Genomic DNA, 22220 nt, shown 5'->3' with positions numbered 1-22220 from the left:
GCCGGCCGCTTTTGGGGCCAAACGCGCGTCATTGGTTGAGTCGGGATCAGCGACGCAATGGATCCCAAAGAAGGAAGGCCAACGACTCCGGACCGCCAAAACGGTATCCTTGGGATCCAAATTGCCATCAAGCGTTCTCATCCGCAAGGTTTTTATACAAGTAATTGCAAGTTTCCCCGCTCGAAGGAACGTGCGCTGCGGTACGGCGCGAGAGAATGGAGCCAATGGCGAACAACCACCGATTGCAAGCGGTCCAGCAACTACGCGAATTGATCCTGTGCGGCACCTTCGCCCCGGGCGAACGCATCACCGAAGCGGCCCTGGCCGAGCGTCTGGCCATTTCCCGCACCCCCATCCGGCAGGCATTGCCGGCGCTGTGCCAGGAAGGCCTGTTGGTACAGACGGGCAACCGCGGTTATGCGGTGCGGCGTTTCAGCCAGCAGGAGAGCCTGGACGCGCTGGCGGTGCGTGCCTTGATGGAGGGCATGGCCGCACGCGCCGTGGCCGAACAAGGCGCCTCTGCCGCCTTGCTCGCCGCCTTGCACGCCTGCCTGGACGAGGGTGACCGCATCCTGGCCAAGCGCACCCTGGATGCCAGCGACGAGCTGGCCTACGGCGACATGAACGCGCGGTTCCACCGCATGATCGTGATGGCGGCCAACAAGCCGATCCTCACCGAAACCGTGGACCGCTGCACCGTGGTGCCGTTTGTCAGTCCAGTCAACGTGGTGTTCGGCCAACGCTCGGCCACGCTGGCCTACGACGATCTGTATTACGGGCATCGGCAACATGGGGCGATCGTGTCGGCCATCGAGCAACGCGACGGCGCGCGCGCCGAACTGTTGTTCCGCGAGCATGCCAACACGCAGCGGCACAGCATGGGGATGTAACTCTGCGGCTCGGTTGCGTTTTCAGCGCGGCCAAACCGCCAAGGCAGCCGAGGTCAGCACTCACGCGCATCTGCTCCCTTTCGTTGCGCAAGCTTGCAGTGCGAGTCACGTCACCCCCGCGCTCCACGTCACGTGCATGCCGGCTTTGCGCCCGCATGCACGTCGTTGGACGGCACTACAACGAATGCACGTACATCAGGTTCACGCTGTTGCCGGCGACCGAATTCTCCACGTCCAGCGGGATGTAAAGATTGAGGTTGAACAGGTTCTTTGCATACACGCGCCATGACAGCCCGGGCCCCAGATACAGCTGCATGCGCTTGCTGTCCGCCACGCGCGCGCCATTGGTCCGGTTGTCTTTGAGCTGCTGCAGGAAATAGCCGTTCACACCCACGCGCAGTTGCTCGCTCACTTTCACCGAGCTGGCAAAGTTGACCCAGACCGCGTCGCCGGCCTGGCCATTGCGAAACCGAAAGCCCGGGATCGGCGGCACGCCACCGGCACGGTCGGTACGGAAATTGTAGAGATAGTTGATGCGCGCACTGATTTCCCAGTTGTCGGTGGGCTGCACCGTGAATGCCCAGTGCGGTGCGATCGACCAAAAGCCGGTGCCCTGGTTGATGGCAATGTCGCGATCGAACTTGCCGACCGGTGCGAACAGATCCAGCGCAAAGCGCTGAAAGAAGAACACACGCCCATCCCGCATGACCGGCGGCATCTGCAGCGCCGGACCGAACGAGATATCGCCCATGCCAAACCCATTGCTGCTCAATCGCACCGGGCTGTCGGCTGCGAACGAGGTGTCGTAGTTCACCAGCGGGATGATGGTGTTGAAACTCAGCGAACCGCGTCCCAGCGAATACGGCGTCACGTAGATCAACTGGGTCAGTAAGGCGCTGACCCCGACCTGCGGGTCGCGAAACGCAGGCGAGTTATCCCCGCGCGCATTCTTGATCGTGTTCAAGTCGTAGTAACGCAGGTATTCCAGCACCGTCCAGCCAGGCGTGGTGGAGCCGAAGCCATCCATGAAACTGGTGCCACCCAGGTTGATGCCCTGCGGCATGGCCACTGTGTCGGGCGCTGCCTGCGCGAGGACGACCGCCGGTGCCAGCGTGCCAAGCAAGAGGGCCAGCCTGCCCGCATGCTGGCGGCGTGACCGGGACGATGAAGGACGACGACCAACAGACAAGCGTGCGCGTTCCACTAGGCGATTCTCCGATAAGGATGGGCGATTGAGGCAACGCGACAGGGGGGAGGAGCAGTGGTGCAAGGCCACCCGGGTTCGCCGGGGGCACCGTTGAACAGCGGTGGTGGGTGTCTAGTGCGCTTCCACGCGCACCAGCAATGCGCCGAGGCGTTGTTTGAACAGCCAGTGGTCGTCCTGGCGCACCAGCACATCGTCGAACGTGCCAATCAATGCCGGCGCCTGTGCGGTCCACGGCGGCGGCGCGGTGGCCTGTGGTGCGCTGTACAGCACCACGTAGCTGTGTGCATGGGCCAATGCGTCTGAGTGCACGCTGATCAGGGTATTGAGCATGAGATGGCAGGTACTGCGCGGCGCCCGTACACGGAATGCCTCGCGGATCGCCTCGCGCCCATGCACGGGCGCATCTGGTGCGCTAGGCCTTGCAAAGACGCCATCTGCGGTGAACAACGCAGCCAGTGCGTCATGTTCATGGCGATCGTTGTGCAGGGCGAACCGGCGGATCAGCTGTTCGCAAGCAACGATGATCGAAGCGTCTGGGGACACGCGGTGGCCTCACTGGCAATGGGTGATACGAGAAAAAAAGTGGCGGGCGACGCTGACGTCAGCCAACGTGCATTCGCGAGCCGATGGGTGTGACGCCGCACGGGGAGACCGTGGTCATGCAGCCAGCCAATCGCGCAGCGCGGCACTGACCGCAGCAGGCGCTTCCACCGGCGTCATATGCCCGCTGTGCTCGAACACCACCAACTGCGCGTGCGGGATCTGCCGCGCCATGTCCTGATGACGTTCCAGCGGACTCCAGCTGTCTTGCCGCCCAACGCCAAGCAGCGTCGGGCAATGCACCTGCGCCAGCACGGGCGCGGCATCGGGCCGATGCAGTAGCGCGGTCACCTGGGCGGCATAGCTCTGCGGGGTCTGCCGCATGACCATGGCGACCAGTGCCTGCATCAGTTCGGCGTCGTCGTGGCGGTCGGGGTGCAGCATCGGCGGCAACCACTGGCGGGCCAGCGCCTGCATGCCGTCACGGCGCGCAAGCTCCACGAGCGCACCGCGCTGCGCATGCTCCTGCGCGTGCGCCGGATGCACGCCGGTGTCCAGCAGCGCCAGACGCTGCACGCGCTCCGGCGCCTGCCGCACGATCTCCAGCGCCACCCGGCCGCCCATCGAATGACCGGCCAGCGCAAACTGGTCAGGCGCCGCAGCCAATGCCTGTGCAGCCATCTGCTGCACGCTGTCGATGCCCGGGAAATCGAGCACGCGCACCTCGGCGATGTCCGCCAGCGCCGCACGTTGCGCGTCCCAGATGCTGGCGTCACACAGCAGCCCGCTCAGCAGGAGCAGCGGCGGGGTGAGTCGTGCGGAAACGGCGGAGGTCATGGCCCGACTGTAGCCAGCCCGGGCGCGTCCGTCGTATGGAAACTACGGCCTTCGCTATTAACGCTGGAACATATCGGCCAGCAGACCGTCAGCGCGGTGCGCTCACGCGTTGCCGGACGCGCGCTTCCACAGCAGGTCCACCAACGGCGGGAGCTTGCCCGCCGCCCCCAGCACCGCCCCACGCAGCAGGGTCAGATGCATCTCGTCGTTGGAGAACACCGTGTTGATCGCGTCGAAGCCGTACGCGGCAACGGTGTTTTCGCTGCGCCGCGTGCGTGCCCAGCGCTGCAGACGATGTGGGGCGGCCCAGTCGGCGCGCTTTGCAAGCGCGTTGCGCACCTCATCGCGCAACGCCGCCACATCGCGCAGGCCCAGGTTGACGCCCTGCCCGGCCAGCGGATGCACCACGTGTGCGGCGTCGCCCAAGGTCAACACGCGGCCGCTGACGTATTGCTCCACCAACTGCCGCTGCAGCGGAAATGCCGCGCGCGCAGACATCACGCGCACGTCGCCCAGTCGCGCGGCAAAGGCCTGGGTCAACTCGCGCGCGAAGTCGGCATCGTCGAGCGCCAATACGCGCTCGGCTTCGGCATCCGGCAAGGTCCACACGATCGAACTGCGGCCATTGGCGAACGGCAGAAATGCCAGCGGGCCGGTGGTCAAAAAGCGCTGCCAGGCGGTGGATTGATGCGGCTGATCGGTCTCCACGAACGCCACCACGCCTCGCTGTGCATAGGCATGCCGCGCCACCGGCAGGCCGGTCAACTCGCGCAACGTGGATGCCGCGCCATCGGCAGCAATCGCAATCGCCGCCTCCAGCCGGCTGCCGTCATCCAGGCGCAGGCGCACGCTGCTTGCGTCCTGCTCCAGCTCGGTCACGCGCGCCGGGCAATGCACTGCGATGCCTGCGGCATGCACGGCGGCCCACAGGCGATCGACCAGCAACGCGTGTTCGACGATCCAGCCAAGTTGTTCGCGGCCCAGCGTGTCGGCATCGAAACTCAATTCGCCGCCACCGCCTGCGTCCCAGACCCGCATGCGCCGGTACGGCTGCACACGTGCGGCGCGCACGGCCTTCCACACGCCCAGGCTCTCCAGCAGCGCGGCATTGTCAGCGGCGAAGGCGTACACGCGCAGATCGGGTTGCTCTGCGCGCCACCGCGCGGGCTCACGGCCTTCGACTAAAGCGACGCTCAAGCCCGCATCGGCCAGGGCCAGCGCGCAGGCGACACCGACCACACCACCGCCGACGATCAATGCATCGCGGGTGCCGCGGCGGCTCATGCAATCCCCCGGCACAGCTGCGGCACATCGCCACGGAATCCCATTGCCCCGCCGACCAGCATCGATTGCAGCGGCGCTGCCTGCGAGGTGGCCAGCAGCCCGAGACTGCGCAACGGCCGCAGCAACGGCGCCGGATTGCCGGTGAGCCGTGCCAATCCGCTGGAAAACCCGATGGTCTGTTCGCGGTCCATGCGCCGACGCGCCAGATACTCGTTCAACAGCGCGCCGGCACCGGCATCGCTGCGATCGTGTTCGATCAATTCGGCCAGCGTCAGCGCATCGCGCAAGCCGAGGTTGAAGCCTTGCGCGCCGATCGGATGCAGCGTCTGCGCCGCATTGCCGATCAGCACCACACGTTCGGCCACCAGATTGGTGGCCAGCACCTGCACCAATGGATACGCGCTGCGCTCGCCACTGGCGACAAAACGCCCGGCGCGCCAGCCGGCTGCGCGCTGCAGGCGGGCCAGCCAGCCTGCCTCGTCGAGCGCAGCCACTGCCTCGGCGTCGGCACGCGCCACGCAATGGATGGCACCGTAATGTCGGTCGCCGCGCGGCAGTAATGCGGTTGGCCCGTGCTCGCCGAAGCGCTCCCACGCGGTGCCATCCGGCGGCTTGGATGCGCGCACCCGCGCGACGAACAGGGTCTGGAAAAAGTCGTATGCCTCGCTACCGATATGCAGCAGCTCGCGCACTGCGCTGTGGCTGCCGTCGGCGCCGACCACCAGCCTGGCCCGCACAAGCTGCTCGCCTTCATCGGTGGACAGACGCAGCGCGCGCAGGCCGTCCTGCACCGGTTCGACCCCGATGCAACGCGCCGGGCGATAACGGCGTAAATGGGTCAGTTCGTCCAGGCGTGCCTGCAAAGCATCACCGAAGTCGCGCGCCACCACCACCTGGCCGAAGCTGTCGCGCCCGTAGTCGGCGGCGTCCAGCTGCACCCGGCCAAAGTCGCCTGCGCGGCTGACATGGATGCGCCGGATCGGCCCCGGCGGGCTGCGCAGCTTGGTCATCACCCCAAGTACACCAAGCGCGTTGACGGTGGCGGCGGCAAAACTGAGGTTACGTTGATCGAACACCGCTGGCGGGGTGCCGGCCGGGGTGGCTTCCACCAGCCCGACATCCAGGCCGATGCGGTCCAGCGCGATCGCCAGGCTGGAGCCGACCAGGCCGCCGCCGACGATCAGAACGTCATGTAGGTGTGTCATCCCCACATGATAAGCCTTCGCCCATGGCGTGTTGGCGTGATCGGGTGGGACAGCTTGACGCGCCAGGCGCGCGTGGCGCGGCGGGTTCCACGCTACACTCCCGAGCCTGTGATCCGGCTACCTTCGCGCATGACTCCTCGCTCGCACGACACCCTGATTTTGAGCCTGCTCGCCATTGCGATGGCGGCCACGCGGATCAATCACTTCGCGCCGGTCCCGGACGCTTCATGGGCGGTGTTCTTCATTGGCGGATTCCATCTGGCTGCGCGCAGCAAACTGGCATTCCCGCTGCTGATGCTGCTGGCGGTGGCGGTGGACTGGCTGGTGATCACCAACCAGGGCCTGAGCTTCTGGCAGCACTACTGCGTGTCGCCCGCTTACTGGTGCCTGATCCCGGCGTACTTCGCGCTGTGGGCCGGTGGTGTCTGGCTGCGCCGGCATTACCACGGCGCCGACTGGAGCGCGCTGGCCAGACTGGTGCCTGCACTGCTGATCGCCGTGGCGCTATGCCAGCTGATCGCCCAGGGCAGCTTCTACTGGATCAGCGCCAGCGTGGCCGAGCCGACCGTCGCCGGCTGGTTCAAGAACTACACCGACTGGCTGGGTCCTTACCTGCGCAGCGCCACGCTCTACGTTGCGGCGGCCGCAGTGATCCAGGTTGCCGCCGAGCGTCTGACCAGCGCGCACGGCCAGACCCAGGCCGGCTGAGATGGGCAACCGGCTCTCACGCATCTATACGCGCACCGGCGACGACGGCAGCACCGGCCTGGGCGACGGCAGCCGCACCGGCAAGGACGCGCTGCGCGTCACTGCCTACGGCACCGTGGACGAAGCCAATTCGACCATCGGCGTATTGCTGGCCGCCCCGGGCGTGCCGGAGCCGATCGCCGAGCTGCTGACGACCATCCAACACCAGATGTTCGATCTGGGCGGCGAGCTGTGCATCCCCGGGCATGCAGCGATCGACGCGGCCGATATCGAGGCGCTGGAGCGTCAGCTCGACCACTTCAACGACACGCTTCCCCCGCTGCAGGAATTCATCCTGCCGGCAGGCGGCGAAGCGGCCGCGCGCTGCCATCTGGCCCGTACCATCGTGCGCCGGGCCGAGCGCGAGACCGTTGCGCTGTCGCGTCAGGAGGAAGTGCGCAGCGAGGCGATCGGCTATTTGAACCGCCTGTCCGACCTGCTGTTCGTACTCGCCCGCGTGCTTGCGCGTGCCGATGGCCGGCAGGAAGTGCTGTGGCGGCACGACCGCCGACGCGGCTGAGCATGCACATGGCACGGCGGACAGGCTAGATTTGCCCCATGTTGGTCTTTACCCATCCCGCCTGCCTCGGCCACGACGCCGGCCCCGAGCATCCCGAGCGCCCCGCCCGTCTGGAAGCGGTGGTCGATGCCCTGCGCGACGCCTTCCCGGATCTGGACTGGCGCGAGGCGCCGCTGGCCAAGCTCGGCGACCTGTGCCGGGTGCACGAGCGCGAACAGGTCGATGCGGTACTGGAAACAGCCTTCGAAGGCCATCACCGGCTCGATGTGGACACCGTGATGTCGCCCGGCTCGCGCGCGGCCGCCTTGCGCGCGGCAGGTGCCGGCATCGCAGCCGTGGACGCGGTCATGCACGACCTCACCCGCACCGCGTTCTGCGCGGTCCGCCCGCCCGGCCACCACGCCACCGGGCAGGTGTCGATGGGTTTTTGCCTGTTCAACAACATCGCCCTGGCCGCCGCCCACGCGCGCGACCGGCACGGGCTGGAACGCATCACCATCGTGGATTTCGACGTCCACCACGGCAACGGCACGCAGGCGATCTTCGAGCGCGACCCGACCGTGCAATACCTCAGCACCCACCAGTCCGGGCTGTATCCGCATTCGGGCAGCGTCTACGAACGTGGCCTCGGCAACATCCACAACCTGCTGCTGCCACCGGGCAGCGACGGGTTGCGCTTCCGCAACGTGTGGGAAGACGAGATGCTGCCGCTGATCGACGCCTTCCGCCCGCAACTGATCCTGATCTCAGCCGGCTTCGATGCGCATCTGCGCGATCCGCTTGCCGATCTGATGCTCGACGCCGACGATTTCGCCTGGCTGACCCGTGGCTTGCGCACGCTGGCCGAACGGCATGCGCGCGGCCGCGTCGTCTCCATGCTGGAGGGCGGCTACGACCTGCAAGCCTTGCGCGAGAGCAGCGTGGCGCACGTGGCCGCACTGCGTTGAACCCCAACGGCGCGTTGGTCGCGCCACCCATTGCGATGAACCTCGCCCTCCCGATGCTGGGGCTTTTCATTGCCCCCATGCGGGGTATACGGCAAGCTAGTCGCCATTTTACTGGTTGAACCCACGCGTGCGCCGAGTCCTTCGCCTGCTGCCCCTGCCTTTGAGCATTGCCATCTGCCTCCCGGCCATGGCTGCCGACAAGCCGCTGAACTGGGGATTGTGCCCTGCCGTGGACCCGCTTCCCGGCTTCGACGGCGCCCCGGCCGCCGATGCCAAGGCCGCCGAGATGCGCCAACAGCTGCCCACCGATATCGAAGGCGATCAGCTGTCCGGCACCAGCACCACCCCGCAATACCAGGGCAACGTGGCGCTCAAGCGCGGCGACCAGTTCCTGGGTGCGGACAACCTGCGCATGGACACCGAGACCGGCAATTACATCGCCGAAGGCAACGTGCGCTATCAGGACACCTCCTTCCGCATGGTCGCCGACCGCGCCGAAGGCAATCAGGACACCGACGCCCACAAGGTCAGCAACATCCAGTACCAGTTGGTGGATCGCCGCGGTAACGGCGCGGCGGAATCGGTGGACCTGCAGGGCCAGGTCGGGCAGATGCACCGCTCCACCTACACCACCTGCGATCCCTCGCAGCCGATCTGGCGCGTACGCGCGCCGGAGATCGACGTCGACAACGAAGAAGGCTTCGGTACCGCGCGCAACGCCGTGCTGCAGATCGGCAAGGTGCCGGTGCTGTACTTCCCGTGGTTCAAGTTTCCGATCGACGACCGCCGCATGACCGGCCTGCTGTTCCCGCAGTTCGGCCTGTCCGGCCGCAACGGTTTCGATTACCTGCAGCCGATCTACCTCAACCTGGCGCCGAATTACGACGCTACGCTGCTGCCACGCTATATGAGCAAGCGCGGTTTCATGTTCGGTACCGAATTTCGCTACCTGTACGACGGCGGCCGTGGCGAGATCACCGGCAACTATCTGCCCAACGACAAGTTGCGCGACAAGGACCGTGGCAGCGTCTTCTACAGCGGCTATCACAACGTCAACAGCAATTGGCAAGCGCGCAGCAGCATCTCCTGGGTCAGCGACACGCGCTATGTGGAAGATTTCACCAGCCGCATCAATGGCATGGGATCGGCCTCCAGTCTGCAAAGCACAGTAGGCATCTACGGCACCGGCGAAACCTGGACCGCGGGCCTGATGGCCGACCGCTGGCAGCTGACCGATTACACCCTTGACGAGCAGGCGTTGCCCTACAACCGGCAACCGCGTGCGTATTTCAACTGGGAAAAGCCGTTCGGCATCTTCGAGGCGGGCGTGTACGCCGAGGCAGTGCGCTTCACCCACGACGATTCGTATCAGGTGATCTTCACGCCCAACAGCGGCAACAACGATAACAACGGCGACGAGTACGTCCGCACCAACATCCGCAACAGGGAATACGGCAGCGGTTCGCGCCTGGACCTCAAACCGTATATTTCGATGCCGTTGTCCGGCGCAGCGTGGTTTTTGACGCCGACCTTGGCGTGGCGCTACACCGCGTACCAGCTAGATTCGACGTTGGCCAACAGCGCGCCGCTGACCGGTGATCGCTCGCCGACGCGCAGCCTGCCGATCGCCTCGGTGGATGCCGGTCTGTATTTCGACCGCGAGACCTCGCTGTTTGGCACCAACTATCTCAATACGTTGGAACCGCGCATGTACTACCTGTACGTGCCCTACCGCGACCAGGACGATCTGCCGGTCTTCGATACGCGTCCGTTTACCTTCAGCTATGGCCAGTTGTTCCGCGATTCGCGCTACACCGGTGCCGACCGTCAGAACGATGCCAACCAGCTCACCCTGGCGGTGACCTCGCGCTGGCTGCGCCAGGATGATGGTCGCGAGAAGTTGTCGCTGAGTGCAGGCCAGATCCTGTACTTCAACGACTCCCAGGTCACCATCAACAGTGCGGCGGCCGGTAGCGAGCGAACCATCGAGCAGGGCAAGTCCGCCTGGGTGGCCGATGCCAACTACATGATCAACGACCGCTGGTCGATGGGCGCCACCTATCAGTGGAATCCCAACTCGCGCAAGGAAGATCTGGCCAGCCTGCGCACGCGTTATTTGCTCAACAACGACGGCATCATCAACCTGGCGTATCGCTACCGGCGCAACCTGATCGACGAAAGCGATCAGCTCAAGCAGGCCGATTTCTCTTTCCTGTATCCGATCAACCCCACCTGGAGCGCGGTCGGTCGTTATTACTACTCGCTGCTGGACCGCAAGCCGCTGGAAATCATCGGTGGCGTGCAGTGGGACAGCTGCTGTCTGGCCGTGCGCGGGCTGGTGCGCCGGTTCGTGCGCAACCGCAATGGCGAGATGGACAACTCCATCCAGGTGGAGTTCGTGCTGAAGGGCTTGAGCTCGTTCGGGCAGAACACGGACCGCACTTTGCGCCGTGCTATTCTCGGCTATTACCGCGACGACCTGTACTTGGTCCCGCCCAGCAACACCACGACTAATCCGGACGATTACGATCCGAACTTGATTCCATGACCAAGCCTTTCTCTGTGTTACTTGCCTCGCTGCTGGTGATCACCAGCACGGTTTCGCCGTTGGCCTCGGCACAGCAATCCCAGCCACTGGATCGCATCGCTGCCATCGTGGACGAAGACGTGGTGCTGCAGAGCGAGCTCGATCGCGCTGTGCGCAACGTCAAGTCGCAATACGCCGGTCGCGATAATCAGCTGCCGCCGGACGATGTCCTGCAGCGTCAGGTGCTCGAGCGTCTGGTGCTGGTCAAGTTGCAGGTCGGCCGCGCCGACAGCACCGGCATTCGCGTCAGCGACGAGGAGCTCAACCGGGCGATCGCCAGCATTGCGCAGCAGAACGGCACCACGGTGGATGGCTTGCGCCAGAAGCTGGCCGCCGATGGCATGGGCTATGGCGACTTCCGTGCCTCGGTGCGCGACGAAATCATCGTGCAGCGCCTGCGTCAGAGCTTTGCGCAGAGCCGCATCAGCGTGAGCGAAGGTGAAGTGGATACCGCGTTGGCGCAACAGGCCACCACCGGCAGCCAATATCACCTGGCACACATCCTGGTCGGCCTGCCGGAAGGCGCCAACGCCGAACAGATCGCCACCGGCCAGAAAAAAGTCGATGGCGTGAAGGCCCTGATCGACAAGGGCGAGCTGGATTTCTCGGCGGCTGCGGTGCGTTACTCGGACAGCCCCAATGCACTGGAAGGCGGCGACCTGGGCTGGCGCAGCCTGGACGAAATTCCGAACGCGTTCGCTCAGCTGATTCGCGACATGCAGCCTGGCCAGGTGGCCGGACCGCTGCGCGGCCCGAGCGGCTTTCAGCTGCTCAAGCTGGTGGAAATGCGCGACGCCAATGCAGCTGGCGAAAAGAAGCTGGTCACCGAATACAACGCACGCCACATCCTGGTGCGCATCGGCGACAACCAGACCGAGGCGCAGGCCAAGGCCAAGATCGACACGCTGCGTGCGCGTATTACCGGTGGCGCCGACTTCCAGGCCACGGCGAAGGAGTCTTCCGAAGACACCAATAGCCGCGGTCAGGGTGGCGATCTGGGCTGGTTCCCGGCCGACGCGTTCGGCCCGGATTTCGGCAAGCAGGTCGAAGGCCTGGCAGACGGCGCGGTGTCCGAGCCGTTCCGCACCCAGGCGGGCTGGCATATCGTGCAGCGCGTCGGTAGCCGCCAGACCGATGTCAGTGCCGAGAGTCAGCGTGCGCAGATCCGTGAAACGATTGGCCGTCGCAAGCTGGAAGAAGAGTACAACCGCTACCTGCAGGAATTGCGCGGCGAAGCGTATGTGAGCTTCCGCACCGGCGACCGTGCCGATGGCGACGCCACTGCCGCTCCGGCCAAGCCGGCAGACCCTGCGGCGCCTGCCGCACCGACGCCGCCGCCGGCACAGCCGACGCGCTGATTCGATGCTCCCGTCGCTCGCGCTGGTGCCAGGCGAGCCGGCCGGGATCGGGCCGGAACTGTGTGTCCGGCTTGCCCAGCGGCCGCGCTCCGATGCGCACCTGATCGCCTACGCCGATCCCGATACCCTGCACAGCGCCGCAAAGGCGCTGTGCTTGTCTGTGCGCCTGCTCGATCCGGATCAACCTGCGCGTGCACCCGGCGATCTGCCGTTGCATCCGATCCGCCAGGCCGTGGCAACCCGCTTCGGCACACCCGACCCTGCCAACGCGGCGGCGGTCATTGCCGCCCTGCGTGGCGCGGCCGCCGACTGTCTGTCCGGCAAGTTGCAGGGAATCGTCACCGGCCCGGTGCACAAGGCGGTGATCAATGCCGGCGGCATCCCTTATTCCGGCACCACCGAATTACTGGCCGAACAGGCCGGCTGCCCAGTGGTGATGATGCTGGCCAACGCGATCGTGCGGGTTGCGCTGGTGACCACGCATCTGCCGCTGCGCGCAGTGGCCGACGCGATCACTACCGATACCGTTGCACGCTGCTTGCGTATCACTGCGGCGGCATTACAGCGCGACTTCGGCCTGGAATGCCCGCGTATCGCCGTGCTCGGCCTCAATCCGCATGCTGGCGAAGATGGGCATCTGGGCCACGAGGAACTGGACATCATCATCCCGGTGCTGGAGCAACTGCGCGGCGAAGGCCTGCAGCTGATCGGCCCGCTGCCAGCCGACACCGCATTTTTGCCGCAGAAGCTCACCGGTTTCGATGCGGTGGTGGCGATGTATCACGACCAGGGCCTGCCGGTGCTCAAGTACAGCGGCTTCGAGCAGGCGGTGAATATCACGCTCGGCCTGCCCTACCCGCGCGTGGCGGTCGATCACGGTACCGCACTGGAGCTGGCCGGGCGCGGGGTTGCCGATCCGTCCAGCCTGATGGCCGCGACCGCCCTGTGCGCGCGATTGGCCGCACGCGGCTGAGCGATGCCTGATCGCATGCGCATTTGCGCGCCGATCGTCCGTTAGATTCGTCAGGCAGTCAGAAACGACACCGCTTGCATGCACTGGCTCCGTTAAACTGCGCACATGAATCATTCCTTCAGCGCTCCGGCCAAGAAGTCGCTTGGCCAGCACTTTCTTGCCGACCGGTATTACATCGACCGCATCGTGCAGGCAGTGGCTCCGCGCCCCAGCCAGCATCTGGTCGAAATCGGCCCTGGCCAGGGTGCGATCACCTTCCCGCTGCTGCGCAAGCACGGCGCGTTGACCGTGATCGAGTTCGACCGCGACCTGATCGCGCCACTGACCGACGCCGCCGCACCGATCGGCGCGTTGAGCATCATCCACCGCGATGTGTTGAGCGTGGATTTCACCGCACTGGCCAATGGCACGCCGATCCGGCTGGTCGGCAACCTGCCCTACAACATCTCCTCGCCGATCCTGTTCCATGCGCTGGACCATGCAGGCGCGGTGGCCGACATGCACTTCATGCTGCAAAAGGAAGTGGTCGACCGCATGGCCGCCGGCCCCGGCAGCAAGGTCTATGGCCGGCTGAGCGTGATGCTGCAGGCGTACTGCGAGGTCACTGCACTGTTCGTAGTGCCGCCCGGGGCGTTCCGGCCGCCGCCCAAGGTGGACTCGGCGGTGGTGCGGCTGGTACCGCGCGACCCTGCCACGGTGCTGATCAAGGACCGCCGGCGCTTTGCCGACGTGGTGCGCGCCGGCTTCGGGCAGCGTCGCAAGACCTTGCGCAATGCCCTGTCCGAGGTCTGCGAGCCGGCGCATTTCGAGGCTGCGCAGGTGCGCCCGGATGCACGCGCCGAACAACTCGAGGTCGCGGATTTCATCCGTCTGGCCAATGTCGAGCTGGCTTGAGCGCCCCTCCCACATCGTTTTCCTTAGACTTTCCCCATGCAAGATGATCCGCGCTATCGGGTCGAGGTCGAGGTATCGCCCCGCTTCCTCGCTCATCAATCGACCCCGGAAGAAGGCCGCTACGCCTTCGCCTACAGCATCCGCATCCAGAACGCGGGCGCGCTGCCCGCGCGCCTGATCGCGCGCCATTGGCAGATCACCGATGCCAACGGACGTACCGAGCAGGTGGATGGCGAAGGCGTGGTCGGCGAGCAGCCATGGCTGCGTCCGGGCGAGGCCTTCAACTACACCTCCGGCGTGCTGCTGGAGACCGAGCAGGGACAGATGCAAGGTCACTACGACATGGTGGCCGACGATGGCACCGAATTCACCGCCCCGATCGCCGCCTTCGTGCTGAGCGTACCCAGGACGCTGCACTGATGGATGTTGCAATGATGGAGCGCACGCGATGAGCGTCTGGGCAATTGGCGACCTGCAGGGTTGCTACGACATCACCCAGCGCTTGCTGGAAAAAATCAATTTCGATCCCGCGCAGGACACGCTGTGGTTCTGCGGCGATCTGGTCAACCGCGGCGGTCAATCGCTGGAAACGCTGCGGCTGGTGCATTCGCTGCGCGCGCACAGTGTGGTGGTGCTGGGTAACCACGATCTCTCGCTGCTGGCGATCGGCGCGCGTTCGGAAGAAGAACAGCGCAAGGTCAATCCGGATCTGCTGCGCATCGTGCTGGCCGAAGATCGCGACCTGCTGCTCGACTGGCTGCGCATGCAGAAACTGGCGCATGTAGACCGCGCGTTGGGCTGGATGATGATCCATGCCGGGCTGGCGCCGAAGTGGACCACGCAACTGGCCGAGAAGCATGCGCGCGAAGTCGAGCAGCAATTGCAGGGCGGCGGCTATCGCAAACTGCTGCGCAACATGTACGGCGATCAGCCGGGCTGGTCGCCGGGCTTGAGCGGTTACGACCGCAGCCGCGCGATCATCAACCTGTTCACGCGCATGCGCTACTGCACCCCGCGCGGACGCATCGCAACCGACGACAAGGGCACGCCGGGCACGCAGGCGCAGGGTCTGTATCCGTGGTTCGAAGTGCCGGGCCGGGTGGAGCGCGATCTGAAGATCGTCTGCGGACATTGGTCCGCGCTTGGGCTGACCATCACCCAGGGCGTGCATGCCATCGATACCGGTGCGGTGTGGGGCGGCAAGCTCACCGCCCTGCAGCTCGACACCGACGACCTGCGCGTGGTGCAGGTACCGGGAATCCCGATCACGCACCCACCGCAGGCAGCGCAGCGCGCACGACCACCGCGTCGTCGGCAACGCCAGCGTGGTGGCGGTGGCGACACCGCGAACGCGAACGCAAGTTCCACCACGGCACCCAACACGGCTCCGCCCGCCGCAGACTGAAAAGCGGGATTGGTCGGCGTGCTGGTTGCAGCATGCCGAGCGTTTGCTTGGCGGCAGCGTGCCGGCATTATCGTGGCGCTGCCACGTGACTGGAATGCCTGCGCTCTCGGCTTCCAGCACGCGTGCATGCCGAGATACGTTGCGACTGGAAGTAGCCGGCCGCTTCGATGACATGCAGGACTTCGCAAAGCCGATGTCCTGCCAACGACGCCACGCTCGGCGAACTGCGGCGGAGTTTCGATCAGGTTCGCAGCGCAACCTGCTGAGTTAATCGTTCTCCACCCACATTCGGTCTGCACTTATCTCCGCAGGCAGTTTCGTCATGCCATCGGCGTCATGAGCGGCGACGGAAAGATCGATAAAACACGGCGAATGATGCGTTTTTCATAAAGTCATTCTCAAATCTGATAAGCCATCAGCGCATTTGAAAGGTAGCGTGCATTGCCATGTCTGCCAGTGTGCAGTCAGATGGGATGCCATGTTGTCGATACAGAAAACAGTGTCGACGCACTGCTCTTTACCTTGCAGCACCACTGTTGTTATCCGGATGCACGGATTTACGTGACCGCCCGATACCGCCACCACAGGACTCTTGCATGCGCACTCCGTTGAATGTCGTTGCCGTTTCCGGCGGTACCTCGCGCCCTTCGCGCAGCCTTGCGTTGGCTGAGGCAACGCTTGCAGAACTTGCGCGACGACTGCCGATCAAACCCAGCATTCTCCAACTCGGCGATATCGCCCGGCCACTGGGCGCGGCGCTGTGGCGCAGCGACTTGGATGAGACGACCGAACAGGCGTTACGCCAGATCGAATCGGCCGACCTGCTGCTGGTGGTCGCGCCGGTGTATCGCGGCTCCTATCCCGGCCTGCTCAAGCATCTGTTCGATCTGATCGACATCAACGCGCTGATCGACACACCGATCCTGCTCGCTGCCACCGGCGGCAGCGAGCGGCATGCACTGGTGATCGACCATCAACTGCGCCCGCTGTTCGCCTTCTTCCAGGCATTGACCTTGCCGATCGGCATCTACGCCACCGAGACCGATTTCCAGGAGTACCGCGTGGTCAATCCGGCCCTGCGTCAACGCATCGAACTGGCCGCCGAACGCGCCGCAGGCGTACTCGGCGCCCGCCCCGACGCGCTGCGGCGTATTGCCTGAGCAAATCCTGCATGCGCAACTGCGAGCTCTGATAGGTCAGCCGCTTACTAAGTCCCCGCGCGCGCAATGACGGACTATTTCTGCAAAGAACTCGCCTAGAACACGTACGCATAGATGCGATGGCTCCCGCAACGAATTGGCCCGTTCTACTCCCCACACGGATGTGCGGCTCCTGCGATGGACTCGCCCGATCTACTCCCCACACGGATGTGCGGCTCCTGCGACGGACTCGCCCGATCTAATCCCCGCACATGGATGTGCGGGCTCCTGCGAGGGACTCGCACCAATTACTCGCATTACCGAGACCAACCATGGACATGTTCTGGTTCATTCCCACTCACGGCGACAGCCGCTATCTGGGCACCAGCGCCGGCGCTCGCCAGGTCAGCGCCGAGTACGTCACCCAGGTGGCGGTTGCGGCCGACACTCTGGGCTACGACGGTGTGCTGATTCCCACCGGGCGCTCCTGCGAAGACCCGTGGGTGGTCGCGTCCAGTCTGATCAACGCCACACGCCGGCTGAAGTTTCTGGTCGCGCTGCGTCCCGGCCTGATGGCGCCAGCACTGGCCGCACGCATGGCCGCCAGTTTCGACCGGCTGTCCGGCGGGCGTCTGCTGGTGAACCTGGTCACCGGCGGCGACCGCGGCGAACTGGAAGGCGATGGCGTGTTTCTCGACCACGCCGAGCGCTATGAAGCCTCGGCAGAATTCATCCGCATCTGGCGCGAGATCATCGCCCACAGCCACGCCGGCGACAGCTACGACTTCGACGGCAAACATCTGCAGGTGAAGGCGGCCAAGCTGCTGTATCCCACCGTGCAGCAGCCGTATCCGCCGGTGTGGTTCGGCGGTTCTTCCGATGCTGCGCATGACTTGGCCGCCGAACAGGTCGATACCTATCTCACCTGGGGCGAGCCGCCGGAAGCGGTGGCGGAAAAGATCGCCTCGGTGCGCAGCAAAGCTGCCGCACTTGGGCGCTCGCTCACTTTCGGCATCCGCCTGCATGTGATCGTACGTGAGACCGATAAACAGGCGTGGGCGGCAGCGGAGTCGCTGATCAGTCACCTCGATGATGACACCGTAGAGCGCGCCCAGAGTGCCTTCGCACGCATGGACTCGGTGGGCCAGCGGCGCATGGCCGCGCTGCACAGCAGCGGTCAGCGCCGCACCCGCGCCGATCTGGAAGTCAGCCCGAATCTGTGGGCCGGCGTCGGCCTGGTGCGTGGTGGCGCCGGCACCGCGCTGGTCGGCGACCCGCAGACCGTGGCCAAACGCATCGAGGAATACGCCGCGCTCGGCATCGACACCTTCATCTTCTCCGGCTATCCGCATCTGGAGGAGGCCTACCGCTTCGCCGAGCTGGTGTTCCCGCTGCTGCCGCGCGCGCTCAAGCAGAAGCTGCCCGGGCAGGCCCTGAGCGGCCCCTTCGGCGAGGTCATCGCCAACACCATCGTGCCGCGCGCTGTGGCACGCTGACTGGAGCACTTATGAAACGCCGCAACCTGCTCAAATTCGGAACCCTCGCCGGCGTCGCGCTCGGCGCCTCACCGCTGTTGTCGAGCACCGCCCTTGCGCAAGCCAACGGTGCGGTTCCCAAACAACTGCGCCTGGACTATGCCTACTACTCGCCGACCTCGCTGGTGCTCAAGCACTTCGGCTGGCTGGAAGAAGCGCTCAAGGCGCAGGGCACGCAAGTCAAATGGGTGCTGTCGGCCGGCAGCAATCGCGCGCTGGAATACCTGGGCGGCAACAGCATCGACTTCGGCAGCACCGCCGGCCTGGCCTCGCTGCTGGCGCGCGCCAACGGCAATCCGATCAAGGCCGTGTACATCTATTCGCGCCCGGAATGGATCGCGCTGGCGGTGGGCAAGGACTCGTCCATCCGGCAGCTGAGCGAACTCAAGGGCAAACGCATCGCCGCCACCAAGGGCACCGACGCCTACCTGTTCCTGCTGCGCGCGCTGCGGCAGGCCGGGTTGAGCAAGAACGCGGTGGAGATCGTCCATCTGCAGCATCCCGACGGGCGCACCGCGCTCGAACGCGGCGATGTGGACGCGTGGTCCGGCCTGGACCCGCACCTGGCCGCGAGCCAGATCGAGGCCGGCACGCGATTGATCTACCGCAACGTCGCCTTCAATTCCCGTGGTTTCTTGAATGTCAGCGAGACCTTCGCGGCCGCTTACCCCGATCAGATTCCGCTGGTGATCCAGGCCTACGAAAAAGCACGCAAATGGGCGATCGCCCACCCCGACGAACTTGCCGCGCTGATCGCCACCGAGGCCCGGTTGTCGCTCCAGGTCGCCAGGCTACAGCTGCAGCGCACCGACCTGCGCAATCCGGTGATTGGCCCCGAAGAGCGGGCGGCGCTGCAGAACGCGGCGCCCATCCTGCTGGAAGAAGGCCTGGTCCGGCCCGGCACCGATCTGAGCAAGGTGCTGGCCGCACTGATCGATCCCAGTTACGCCACACGCGCACGCGTGGCGCAGGGCTGAGCGCGACGATGAACGACACCTCCTTGCGCGTTGCGCGCAGCTTACCGACCACGGCGCCGTCGCGACTGCGACTCAGATTGCCGGCCAGCAGCCTTGGCTGGCTGTTGCCATTGAGCTTCTTCGGAGTGCTCGAAATCGCCTCGGCGCTCGGCTGGACACCACGCTACCTGCTGCCGCCGCCAAGCCAGATCCTGGCCACGCTGGCAGACGAGGCCGGCCGCGGGCTGGCCAGCCATATCGGCGCCAGCGTGTTGCGGGTGCTGGCCGGCTTCGCCATCGGCGCCGGCCTGGGCTTGCTGATCGGCGTCGGGGTTGGACTGAGCCGCTGGCTGGAACAGCTGATCGACCCCAGCTTCCAGGCGCTGCGCGCGGTGCCCAGCCTGGCCTGGGTACCGTTGCTGTTGCTGTGGATGGGCATCGACGAGGCACCGAAGATCGCCCTGATCGCCATCGGTGCCTTCTTCCCGGTGTATCTGGGCGTGGTCAGCGGCCTGCGCCAGGTCGACCGCACGCTGGTGGAACTGGGCGAAAGCTACGGCCTGTCCAAACCGCGCCTGGTGCGGCGGATCCTGCTGCCGGCGGCGCTGCCGTCCATCTTTACCGGGCTGCGCACCAGCCTGAGTCTGGCCTGGATGTTTCTGGTGGCCGCCGAACTGATCGCTGCCACGCGCGGGCTGGGCTATCTGCTCAGCGACGGGCGCGAAACCTCGCGGCCGGACATCGTGATCGGCGCGATCGTGCTGCTGGCCCTGCTCGGCAAGCTCAGCGACAGCGTGCTCAAGGCGATCGAATCGCGCAGCTTGCGCTGGCGCGACAACCTGCAGAACCGCAGCGTGCCTGGCCATGCAGGAAACCACCCGTGAGCAGCACCGGCCTGCAGCTGCGCATCGCCAGCAAACAATTCGGCGCGCGCCCTGTACTGCGCGACATCGAGCTGCAGTTGGCACCGGGCGAGATCGTCAGCCTGATCGGTGCCAGCGGTTGCGGCAAAAGCACCCTGCTGCGCATCGTGGCCGGTCTGGAACGCAATTACGCCGGCGAGGTGCTGCTGGATGGCGCGCGCGTGCGCGGGGTCGACCGGCGCATCGGTTTCATCTTCCAGGAACCGCGACTGCTGCCGTGGCTGGACGTGGCCGCCAATGTCGCCTTTGCCGACGATTCGGATCCATCGCCAGCTGCGGCGCGGCAATCTCCACGCGTCCAGCAGTTGCTGGGCGAAGTCGGCTTGCTGGACTATGCAACCGCTCTGCCCAAGCAACTGTCCGGCGGCCAGGCGCAACGCGTGGCGCTGGCCCGCGGGCTGTATCGACAACCGCGTGTGCTGCTGCTCGACGAGCCCTTCAGCGCGGTGGATGCGTTCACCCGCATCAAGCTGCAGGACCTGTTGCTGCGCCTGGCCGGCGAGCATGCTTTCAGCGTGTTGCTGGTCACCCATGACATCGAAGAGGCGGTCTACCTGAGCGACCGTGCGATTGTCATCGGCGGCCAGCCAGGGTCGATTGCGCATGCACTGCAGCTGGACACGCCGCGTCCGCGCGATCGTCAAACCGACGAACCGGCACTGCGTCAGGCCCGCCAGACCCTGCTCGCGGCGCTGCACGACATTCATGTGTTTTGAAGTGATGATCAGGCGCGAGAGCGGCCGTCGGCCGGGCGTGGACAAGTCGCAGACAACGTCATGCAAGCGTGACACATGGGATTCCAAGTACCGTGCATGCCGATCTGATGAGCGCACAGTCGTTTGCTCGCCACGCCTGACGTGTCTGCCGAACTGGAATGCAGGCGCAAGACGCTGCTTGGCTGCCGCCACGATCATCAGCACCCAGCACTTGCTACTGGTCAACCCGCACTGACCGCACTGTTTCCCATCCGACAAGGCCATCGTGCATGACGAGCCTCCCACCACAACCACCCCTGCTCACTCCGCTGCAGACCGCCCAGCGCCTGGCGGCCGAATTCGCCGAGACCGCGATCGAACGCGACGCACGCGGCGGCACGCCCAAGGCCGAACGCGATGCATTGCGAGCCAGCGGACTGCTCGCGCTGAGCATTCCCGTGCAGTACGGCGGGCTCGGCGCCAGCTGGAGCGAGGTGCTACAGATCGTGCGCGCATTCGCCAAGGTCGACAGTTCCCTCGCGCATGTCTTCGGCTTTCATCATTTGATGCTGGCCACCGTGCGCCTGTTCGGCCAGCCAGCGCAGTGGCAGCCATGGCTGGAACAGACCGCGCGCGCGCACTGGTTCTGGGGCAACGCACTCAATCCGCTGGATACCCGCACCGTCGCCGTGCACTACGACGGCTGGCGCGAGTTCTCCGGCAAAAAGAGTTTCTGTTCCGGCGCCATCGACTCGCAGATGCTGATCGCCTCTGCATTGGACGAACGCAGCGGCAACCTGTTGATCGGCGCCATTCCCACTGCGCGCAGCGGCATCTCGCTAGGCCACGACTGGGACAACATCGGCCAACGCCAGACCGACAGCGGCAGCGCCACCTTCGAACGCGTGCGCGTGGAAGAAAGCGAGCTATTGCTCGATCCCGGCCCATTGAGCACACCATTCGCCTGTCTACGCCCATTGATCGCGCAGTTGCTGTTCGCGCATCTATTCCTGGGGATTGCCGAGGGTGCGTTCGAAGAAGCGCGCACCTACACCCTGACCCAAGCGCGCGCCTGGCATCGCTCCGGTGTCGAACAGGCCAGCGAGGACCCCTACATCCTGGCCCATTACGGCGAGTTCTGGCTGGGCCTGGAAAGTGCCCGGCTACTCACCGGCAGTGCCGCCGAACTGCTCGATGCCGCCTGGCGCAAGGAACACGCACTGAGCAGCGACGACCGCGCGCAGGTCGCGTTGGCGGTGGCTGCCGCCAAGGTCGCCACCACCCGTGTCGGGCTGGAGGTCTGCAGCAAGCTGTTCGAAGTCACCGGCGCACGCGCCACCCACGCCGCGCTGCGGCTGGACCGCTACTGGCGCAACCTGCGTACCCAGACGCTGCACGATCCGGTCGATTACAAGCTGCGCGAACTCGGCGAATGGGCACTGCGACAGCGACCGCCGACGCCCAGTTTCTATTCCTGAGTGTTCTATTCCTGAGTGCGCTGATGTTCGCCTGCATCCACGCACTCGTTGTGTCAGCCGCGCCTGGTTGCTTGAACGTGATGCGGCGATCCGCTCATTC

At 65.4% G+C, this 22220-nt stretch carries 21 protein-coding genes; 16 read left to right on the top strand and 5 right to left on the bottom strand.

Going from position 1 to position 22220, the window contains the following annotated elements; genetic code table 11:
- Window positions 1-215: 215 nt before the first annotated feature.
- Window positions 216-890 (top strand): FCD domain-containing protein, encoded by a 675-nt coding sequence (locus NYR97_RS13615; protein WP_205392344.1) that lies wholly within the window; start codon window positions 216-218, stop codon window positions 888-890.
- 175 nt (window positions 891-1065) lie between these two features.
- Here NYR97_RS13615 and NYR97_RS13610 read toward each other — a convergent pair whose 3' ends face one another.
- The 5 genes from NYR97_RS13610 to ubiH all read right to left on the bottom strand — a co-directional run bounded on the left by NYR97_RS13610 (window position 1066) and on the right by ubiH (window position 5963).
- Window positions 1066-2094, bottom strand: coding sequence for a SphA family protein (locus tag NYR97_RS13610; RefSeq protein WP_425612994.1), 1029 nt, complete (start codon window positions 2092-2094; stop codon window positions 1066-1068).
- A gap of 114 nt (window positions 2095-2208) precedes the next feature.
- Window positions 2209-2640: a nuclear transport factor 2 family protein gene (locus NYR97_RS13605; RefSeq protein ID WP_205392345.1), complete on the bottom strand. Its 432-nt coding sequence runs from the start codon at window positions 2638-2640 to the stop codon at window positions 2209-2211.
- 114 nt (window positions 2641-2754) lie between these two features.
- Window positions 2755-3474 carry an alpha/beta fold hydrolase gene (locus NYR97_RS13600; protein WP_205392346.1) on the bottom strand — a complete coding sequence of 240 codons (720 nt, stop codon included), beginning with the start codon at window positions 3472-3474 and terminating at the stop codon, window positions 2755-2757.
- A gap of 102 nt (window positions 3475-3576) precedes the next feature.
- Window positions 3577-4758, bottom strand: a complete 1182-nt coding sequence (locus NYR97_RS13595) for a UbiH/UbiF family hydroxylase (RefSeq protein WP_316693842.1) — start codon at window positions 4756-4758, stop codon at window positions 3577-3579.
- Entirely contained in the window at window positions 4755-5963 is a 1209-nt protein-coding gene (gene ubiH, locus NYR97_RS13590) for a 2-octaprenyl-6-methoxyphenyl hydroxylase (RefSeq protein ID WP_316693841.1), read from the bottom strand. The genes NYR97_RS13595 and ubiH overlap by 4 nt, the downstream gene beginning before the upstream one ends.
- A 129-nt stretch (window positions 5964-6092) precedes the next feature.
- Between ubiH and NYR97_RS13585 the strand changes: the two genes are divergently transcribed.
- The 15 genes from NYR97_RS13585 (at window position 6093) to NYR97_RS13515 (ending at window position 22120) form a co-directional block, all read left to right on the top strand.
- Window positions 6093-6671, top strand: coding sequence for a hypothetical protein (locus NYR97_RS13585; protein ID WP_316693838.1), 579 nt, complete (start codon window positions 6093-6095; stop codon window positions 6669-6671).
- A 1-nt stretch (window position 6672) separates the two neighbouring features.
- A complete protein-coding gene (locus NYR97_RS13580) occupies window positions 6673-7230 on the top strand; it encodes a cob(I)yrinic acid a,c-diamide adenosyltransferase (RefSeq protein ID WP_316693837.1) in 558 nt (185 codons plus the stop codon).
- Between the two features lie 38 nt (window positions 7231-7268).
- A complete protein-coding gene (locus NYR97_RS13575) occupies window positions 7269-8177 on the top strand; it encodes a histone deacetylase family protein (protein WP_316693835.1) in 909 nt (302 codons plus the stop codon).
- Window positions 8178-8304: 127 nt separating this feature from the next.
- The gene (gene lptD / locus NYR97_RS13570) at window positions 8305-10725 is read left to right on the top strand and encodes an LPS-assembly protein LptD (protein ID WP_425612993.1); all 2421 of its coding nucleotides are present in this window, start codon (window positions 8305-8307) and stop codon (window positions 10723-10725) included.
- Window positions 10722-12122, top strand: a complete 1401-nt coding sequence (locus NYR97_RS13565) for a peptidylprolyl isomerase (RefSeq protein WP_316693831.1) — start codon at window positions 10722-10724, stop codon at window positions 12120-12122. The genes lptD and NYR97_RS13565 overlap by 4 nt, the downstream gene beginning before the upstream one ends.
- 4 nt (window positions 12123-12126) lie before the next feature.
- Entirely contained in the window at window positions 12127-13095 is a 969-nt protein-coding gene (gene pdxA / locus NYR97_RS13560) for a 4-hydroxythreonine-4-phosphate dehydrogenase PdxA (RefSeq protein ID WP_316693829.1), read from the top strand.
- Window positions 13096-13200: 105 nt separating this feature from the next.
- Window positions 13201-13989 (top strand): 16S rRNA (adenine(1518)-N(6)/adenine(1519)-N(6))-dimethyltransferase RsmA, encoded by a 789-nt coding sequence (gene rsmA, locus NYR97_RS13555; RefSeq protein WP_316693827.1) that lies wholly within the window; start codon window positions 13201-13203, stop codon window positions 13987-13989.
- 36 nt (window positions 13990-14025) lie between these two features.
- Entirely contained in the window at window positions 14026-14409 is a 384-nt protein-coding gene (gene apaG, locus NYR97_RS13550) for a Co2+/Mg2+ efflux protein ApaG (RefSeq protein ID WP_104550670.1), read from the top strand.
- Window positions 14410-14437: 28 nt separating this feature from the next.
- Window positions 14438-15394 (top strand): symmetrical bis(5'-nucleosyl)-tetraphosphatase, encoded by a 957-nt coding sequence (locus tag NYR97_RS13545; RefSeq protein ID WP_316693823.1) that lies wholly within the window; start codon window positions 14438-14440, stop codon window positions 15392-15394.
- A gap of 596 nt (window positions 15395-15990) precedes the next feature.
- Window positions 15991-16554, top strand: coding sequence for an FMN reductase (gene msuE, locus NYR97_RS13540; RefSeq protein WP_316693821.1), 564 nt, complete (start codon window positions 15991-15993; stop codon window positions 16552-16554).
- A 311-nt stretch (window positions 16555-16865) separates the two neighbouring features.
- A complete protein-coding gene (gene ssuD, locus NYR97_RS13535) occupies window positions 16866-18029 on the top strand; it encodes an FMNH2-dependent alkanesulfonate monooxygenase (RefSeq protein ID WP_316693818.1) in 1164 nt (387 codons plus the stop codon).
- A gap of 11 nt (window positions 18030-18040) precedes the next feature.
- Window positions 18041-19045 carry an aliphatic sulfonate ABC transporter substrate-binding protein gene (locus NYR97_RS13530; protein ID WP_316693817.1) on the top strand — a complete coding sequence of 335 codons (1005 nt, stop codon included), beginning with the start codon at window positions 18041-18043 and terminating at the stop codon, window positions 19043-19045.
- A gap of 8 nt (window positions 19046-19053) precedes the next feature.
- Window positions 19054-19908 carry an ABC transporter permease gene (locus tag NYR97_RS13525; protein WP_316693815.1) on the top strand — a complete coding sequence of 285 codons (855 nt, stop codon included), beginning with the start codon at window positions 19054-19056 and terminating at the stop codon, window positions 19906-19908.
- A complete protein-coding gene (locus NYR97_RS13520; protein ID WP_316693813.1) occupies window positions 19905-20663 on the top strand; it encodes an ABC transporter ATP-binding protein in 759 nt (252 codons plus the stop codon). Before NYR97_RS13525 ends, NYR97_RS13520 begins: the two co-directional genes overlap by 4 nt.
- Before the next feature lie 269 nt (window positions 20664-20932).
- On the top strand, window positions 20933-22120 hold the full coding sequence (locus tag NYR97_RS13515) for an acyl-CoA dehydrogenase family protein (RefSeq protein ID WP_316693811.1): 1188 nt from the start codon (window positions 20933-20935) through the stop codon (window positions 22118-22120).
- Window positions 22121-22220: the final 100 nt, after the last annotated feature.

It is taken from the genome of Xanthomonas hydrangeae (assembly GCF_032697525.1).
GTDB classification, from domain to species: domain Bacteria; phylum Pseudomonadota; class Gammaproteobacteria; order Xanthomonadales; family Xanthomonadaceae; genus Xanthomonas; species Xanthomonas hydrangeae.
The sequence above is the reverse complement of the archived record's forward strand: the minus strand, read 5'-3'. Positions and strand labels throughout refer to the sequence as shown.

What these genes read in the sequence shown, in the direction of transcription:
- NYR97_RS13525 (WP_316693815.1), top strand. Translation starts at nt 19,054, where the DNA reads ATGAACGACACCTCCTTGCGCGTTGCGCGCAGCTTACCGACCACGGCG.
- NYR97_RS13615 (WP_205392344.1), top strand. Translation starts at nt 216, where the DNA reads ATGGAGCCAATGGCGAACAACCACCGATTGCAAGCGGTCCAGCAACTA.
- msuE (WP_316693821.1), top strand. Translation starts at nt 15,991, where the DNA reads ATGCGCACTCCGTTGAATGTCGTTGCCGTTTCCGGCGGTACCTCGCGC.
- NYR97_RS13515 (WP_316693811.1), top strand. Translation starts at nt 20,933, where the DNA reads ATGACGAGCCTCCCACCACAACCACCCCTGCTCACTCCGCTGCAGACC.
- NYR97_RS13595 (WP_316693842.1), bottom strand. Translation starts at nt 4,758, where the DNA reads ATGAGCCGCCGCGGCACCCGCGATGCATTGATCGTCGGCGGTGGTGTG.
- ubiH (WP_316693841.1), bottom strand. Translation starts at nt 5,963, where the DNA reads ATGACACACCTACATGACGTTCTGATCGTCGGCGGCGGCCTGGTCGGC.
- NYR97_RS13580 (WP_316693837.1), top strand. Translation starts at nt 6,673, where the DNA reads ATGGGCAACCGGCTCTCACGCATCTATACGCGCACCGGCGACGACGGC.
- NYR97_RS13600 (WP_205392346.1), bottom strand. Translation starts at nt 3,474, where the DNA reads ATGACCTCCGCCGTTTCCGCACGACTCACCCCGCCGCTGCTCCTGCTG.
- NYR97_RS13530 (WP_316693817.1), top strand. Translation starts at nt 18,041, where the DNA reads ATGAAACGCCGCAACCTGCTCAAATTCGGAACCCTCGCCGGCGTCGCG.
- pdxA (WP_316693829.1), top strand. Translation starts at nt 12,127, where the DNA reads ATGCTCCCGTCGCTCGCGCTGGTGCCAGGCGAGCCGGCCGGGATCGGG.
- apaG (WP_104550670.1), top strand. Translation starts at nt 14,026, where the DNA reads ATGCAAGATGATCCGCGCTATCGGGTCGAGGTCGAGGTATCGCCCCGC.
- NYR97_RS13545 (WP_316693823.1), top strand. Translation starts at nt 14,438, where the DNA reads ATGAGCGTCTGGGCAATTGGCGACCTGCAGGGTTGCTACGACATCACC.
- rsmA (WP_316693827.1), top strand. Translation starts at nt 13,201, where the DNA reads ATGAATCATTCCTTCAGCGCTCCGGCCAAGAAGTCGCTTGGCCAGCAC.
- NYR97_RS13565 (WP_316693831.1), top strand. Translation starts at nt 10,722, where the DNA reads ATGACCAAGCCTTTCTCTGTGTTACTTGCCTCGCTGCTGGTGATCACC.
- NYR97_RS13585 (WP_316693838.1), top strand. Translation starts at nt 6,093, where the DNA reads ATGACTCCTCGCTCGCACGACACCCTGATTTTGAGCCTGCTCGCCATT.
- ssuD (WP_316693818.1), top strand. Translation starts at nt 16,866, where the DNA reads ATGGACATGTTCTGGTTCATTCCCACTCACGGCGACAGCCGCTATCTG.
- NYR97_RS13575 (WP_316693835.1), top strand. Translation starts at nt 7,269, where the DNA reads ATGTTGGTCTTTACCCATCCCGCCTGCCTCGGCCACGACGCCGGCCCC.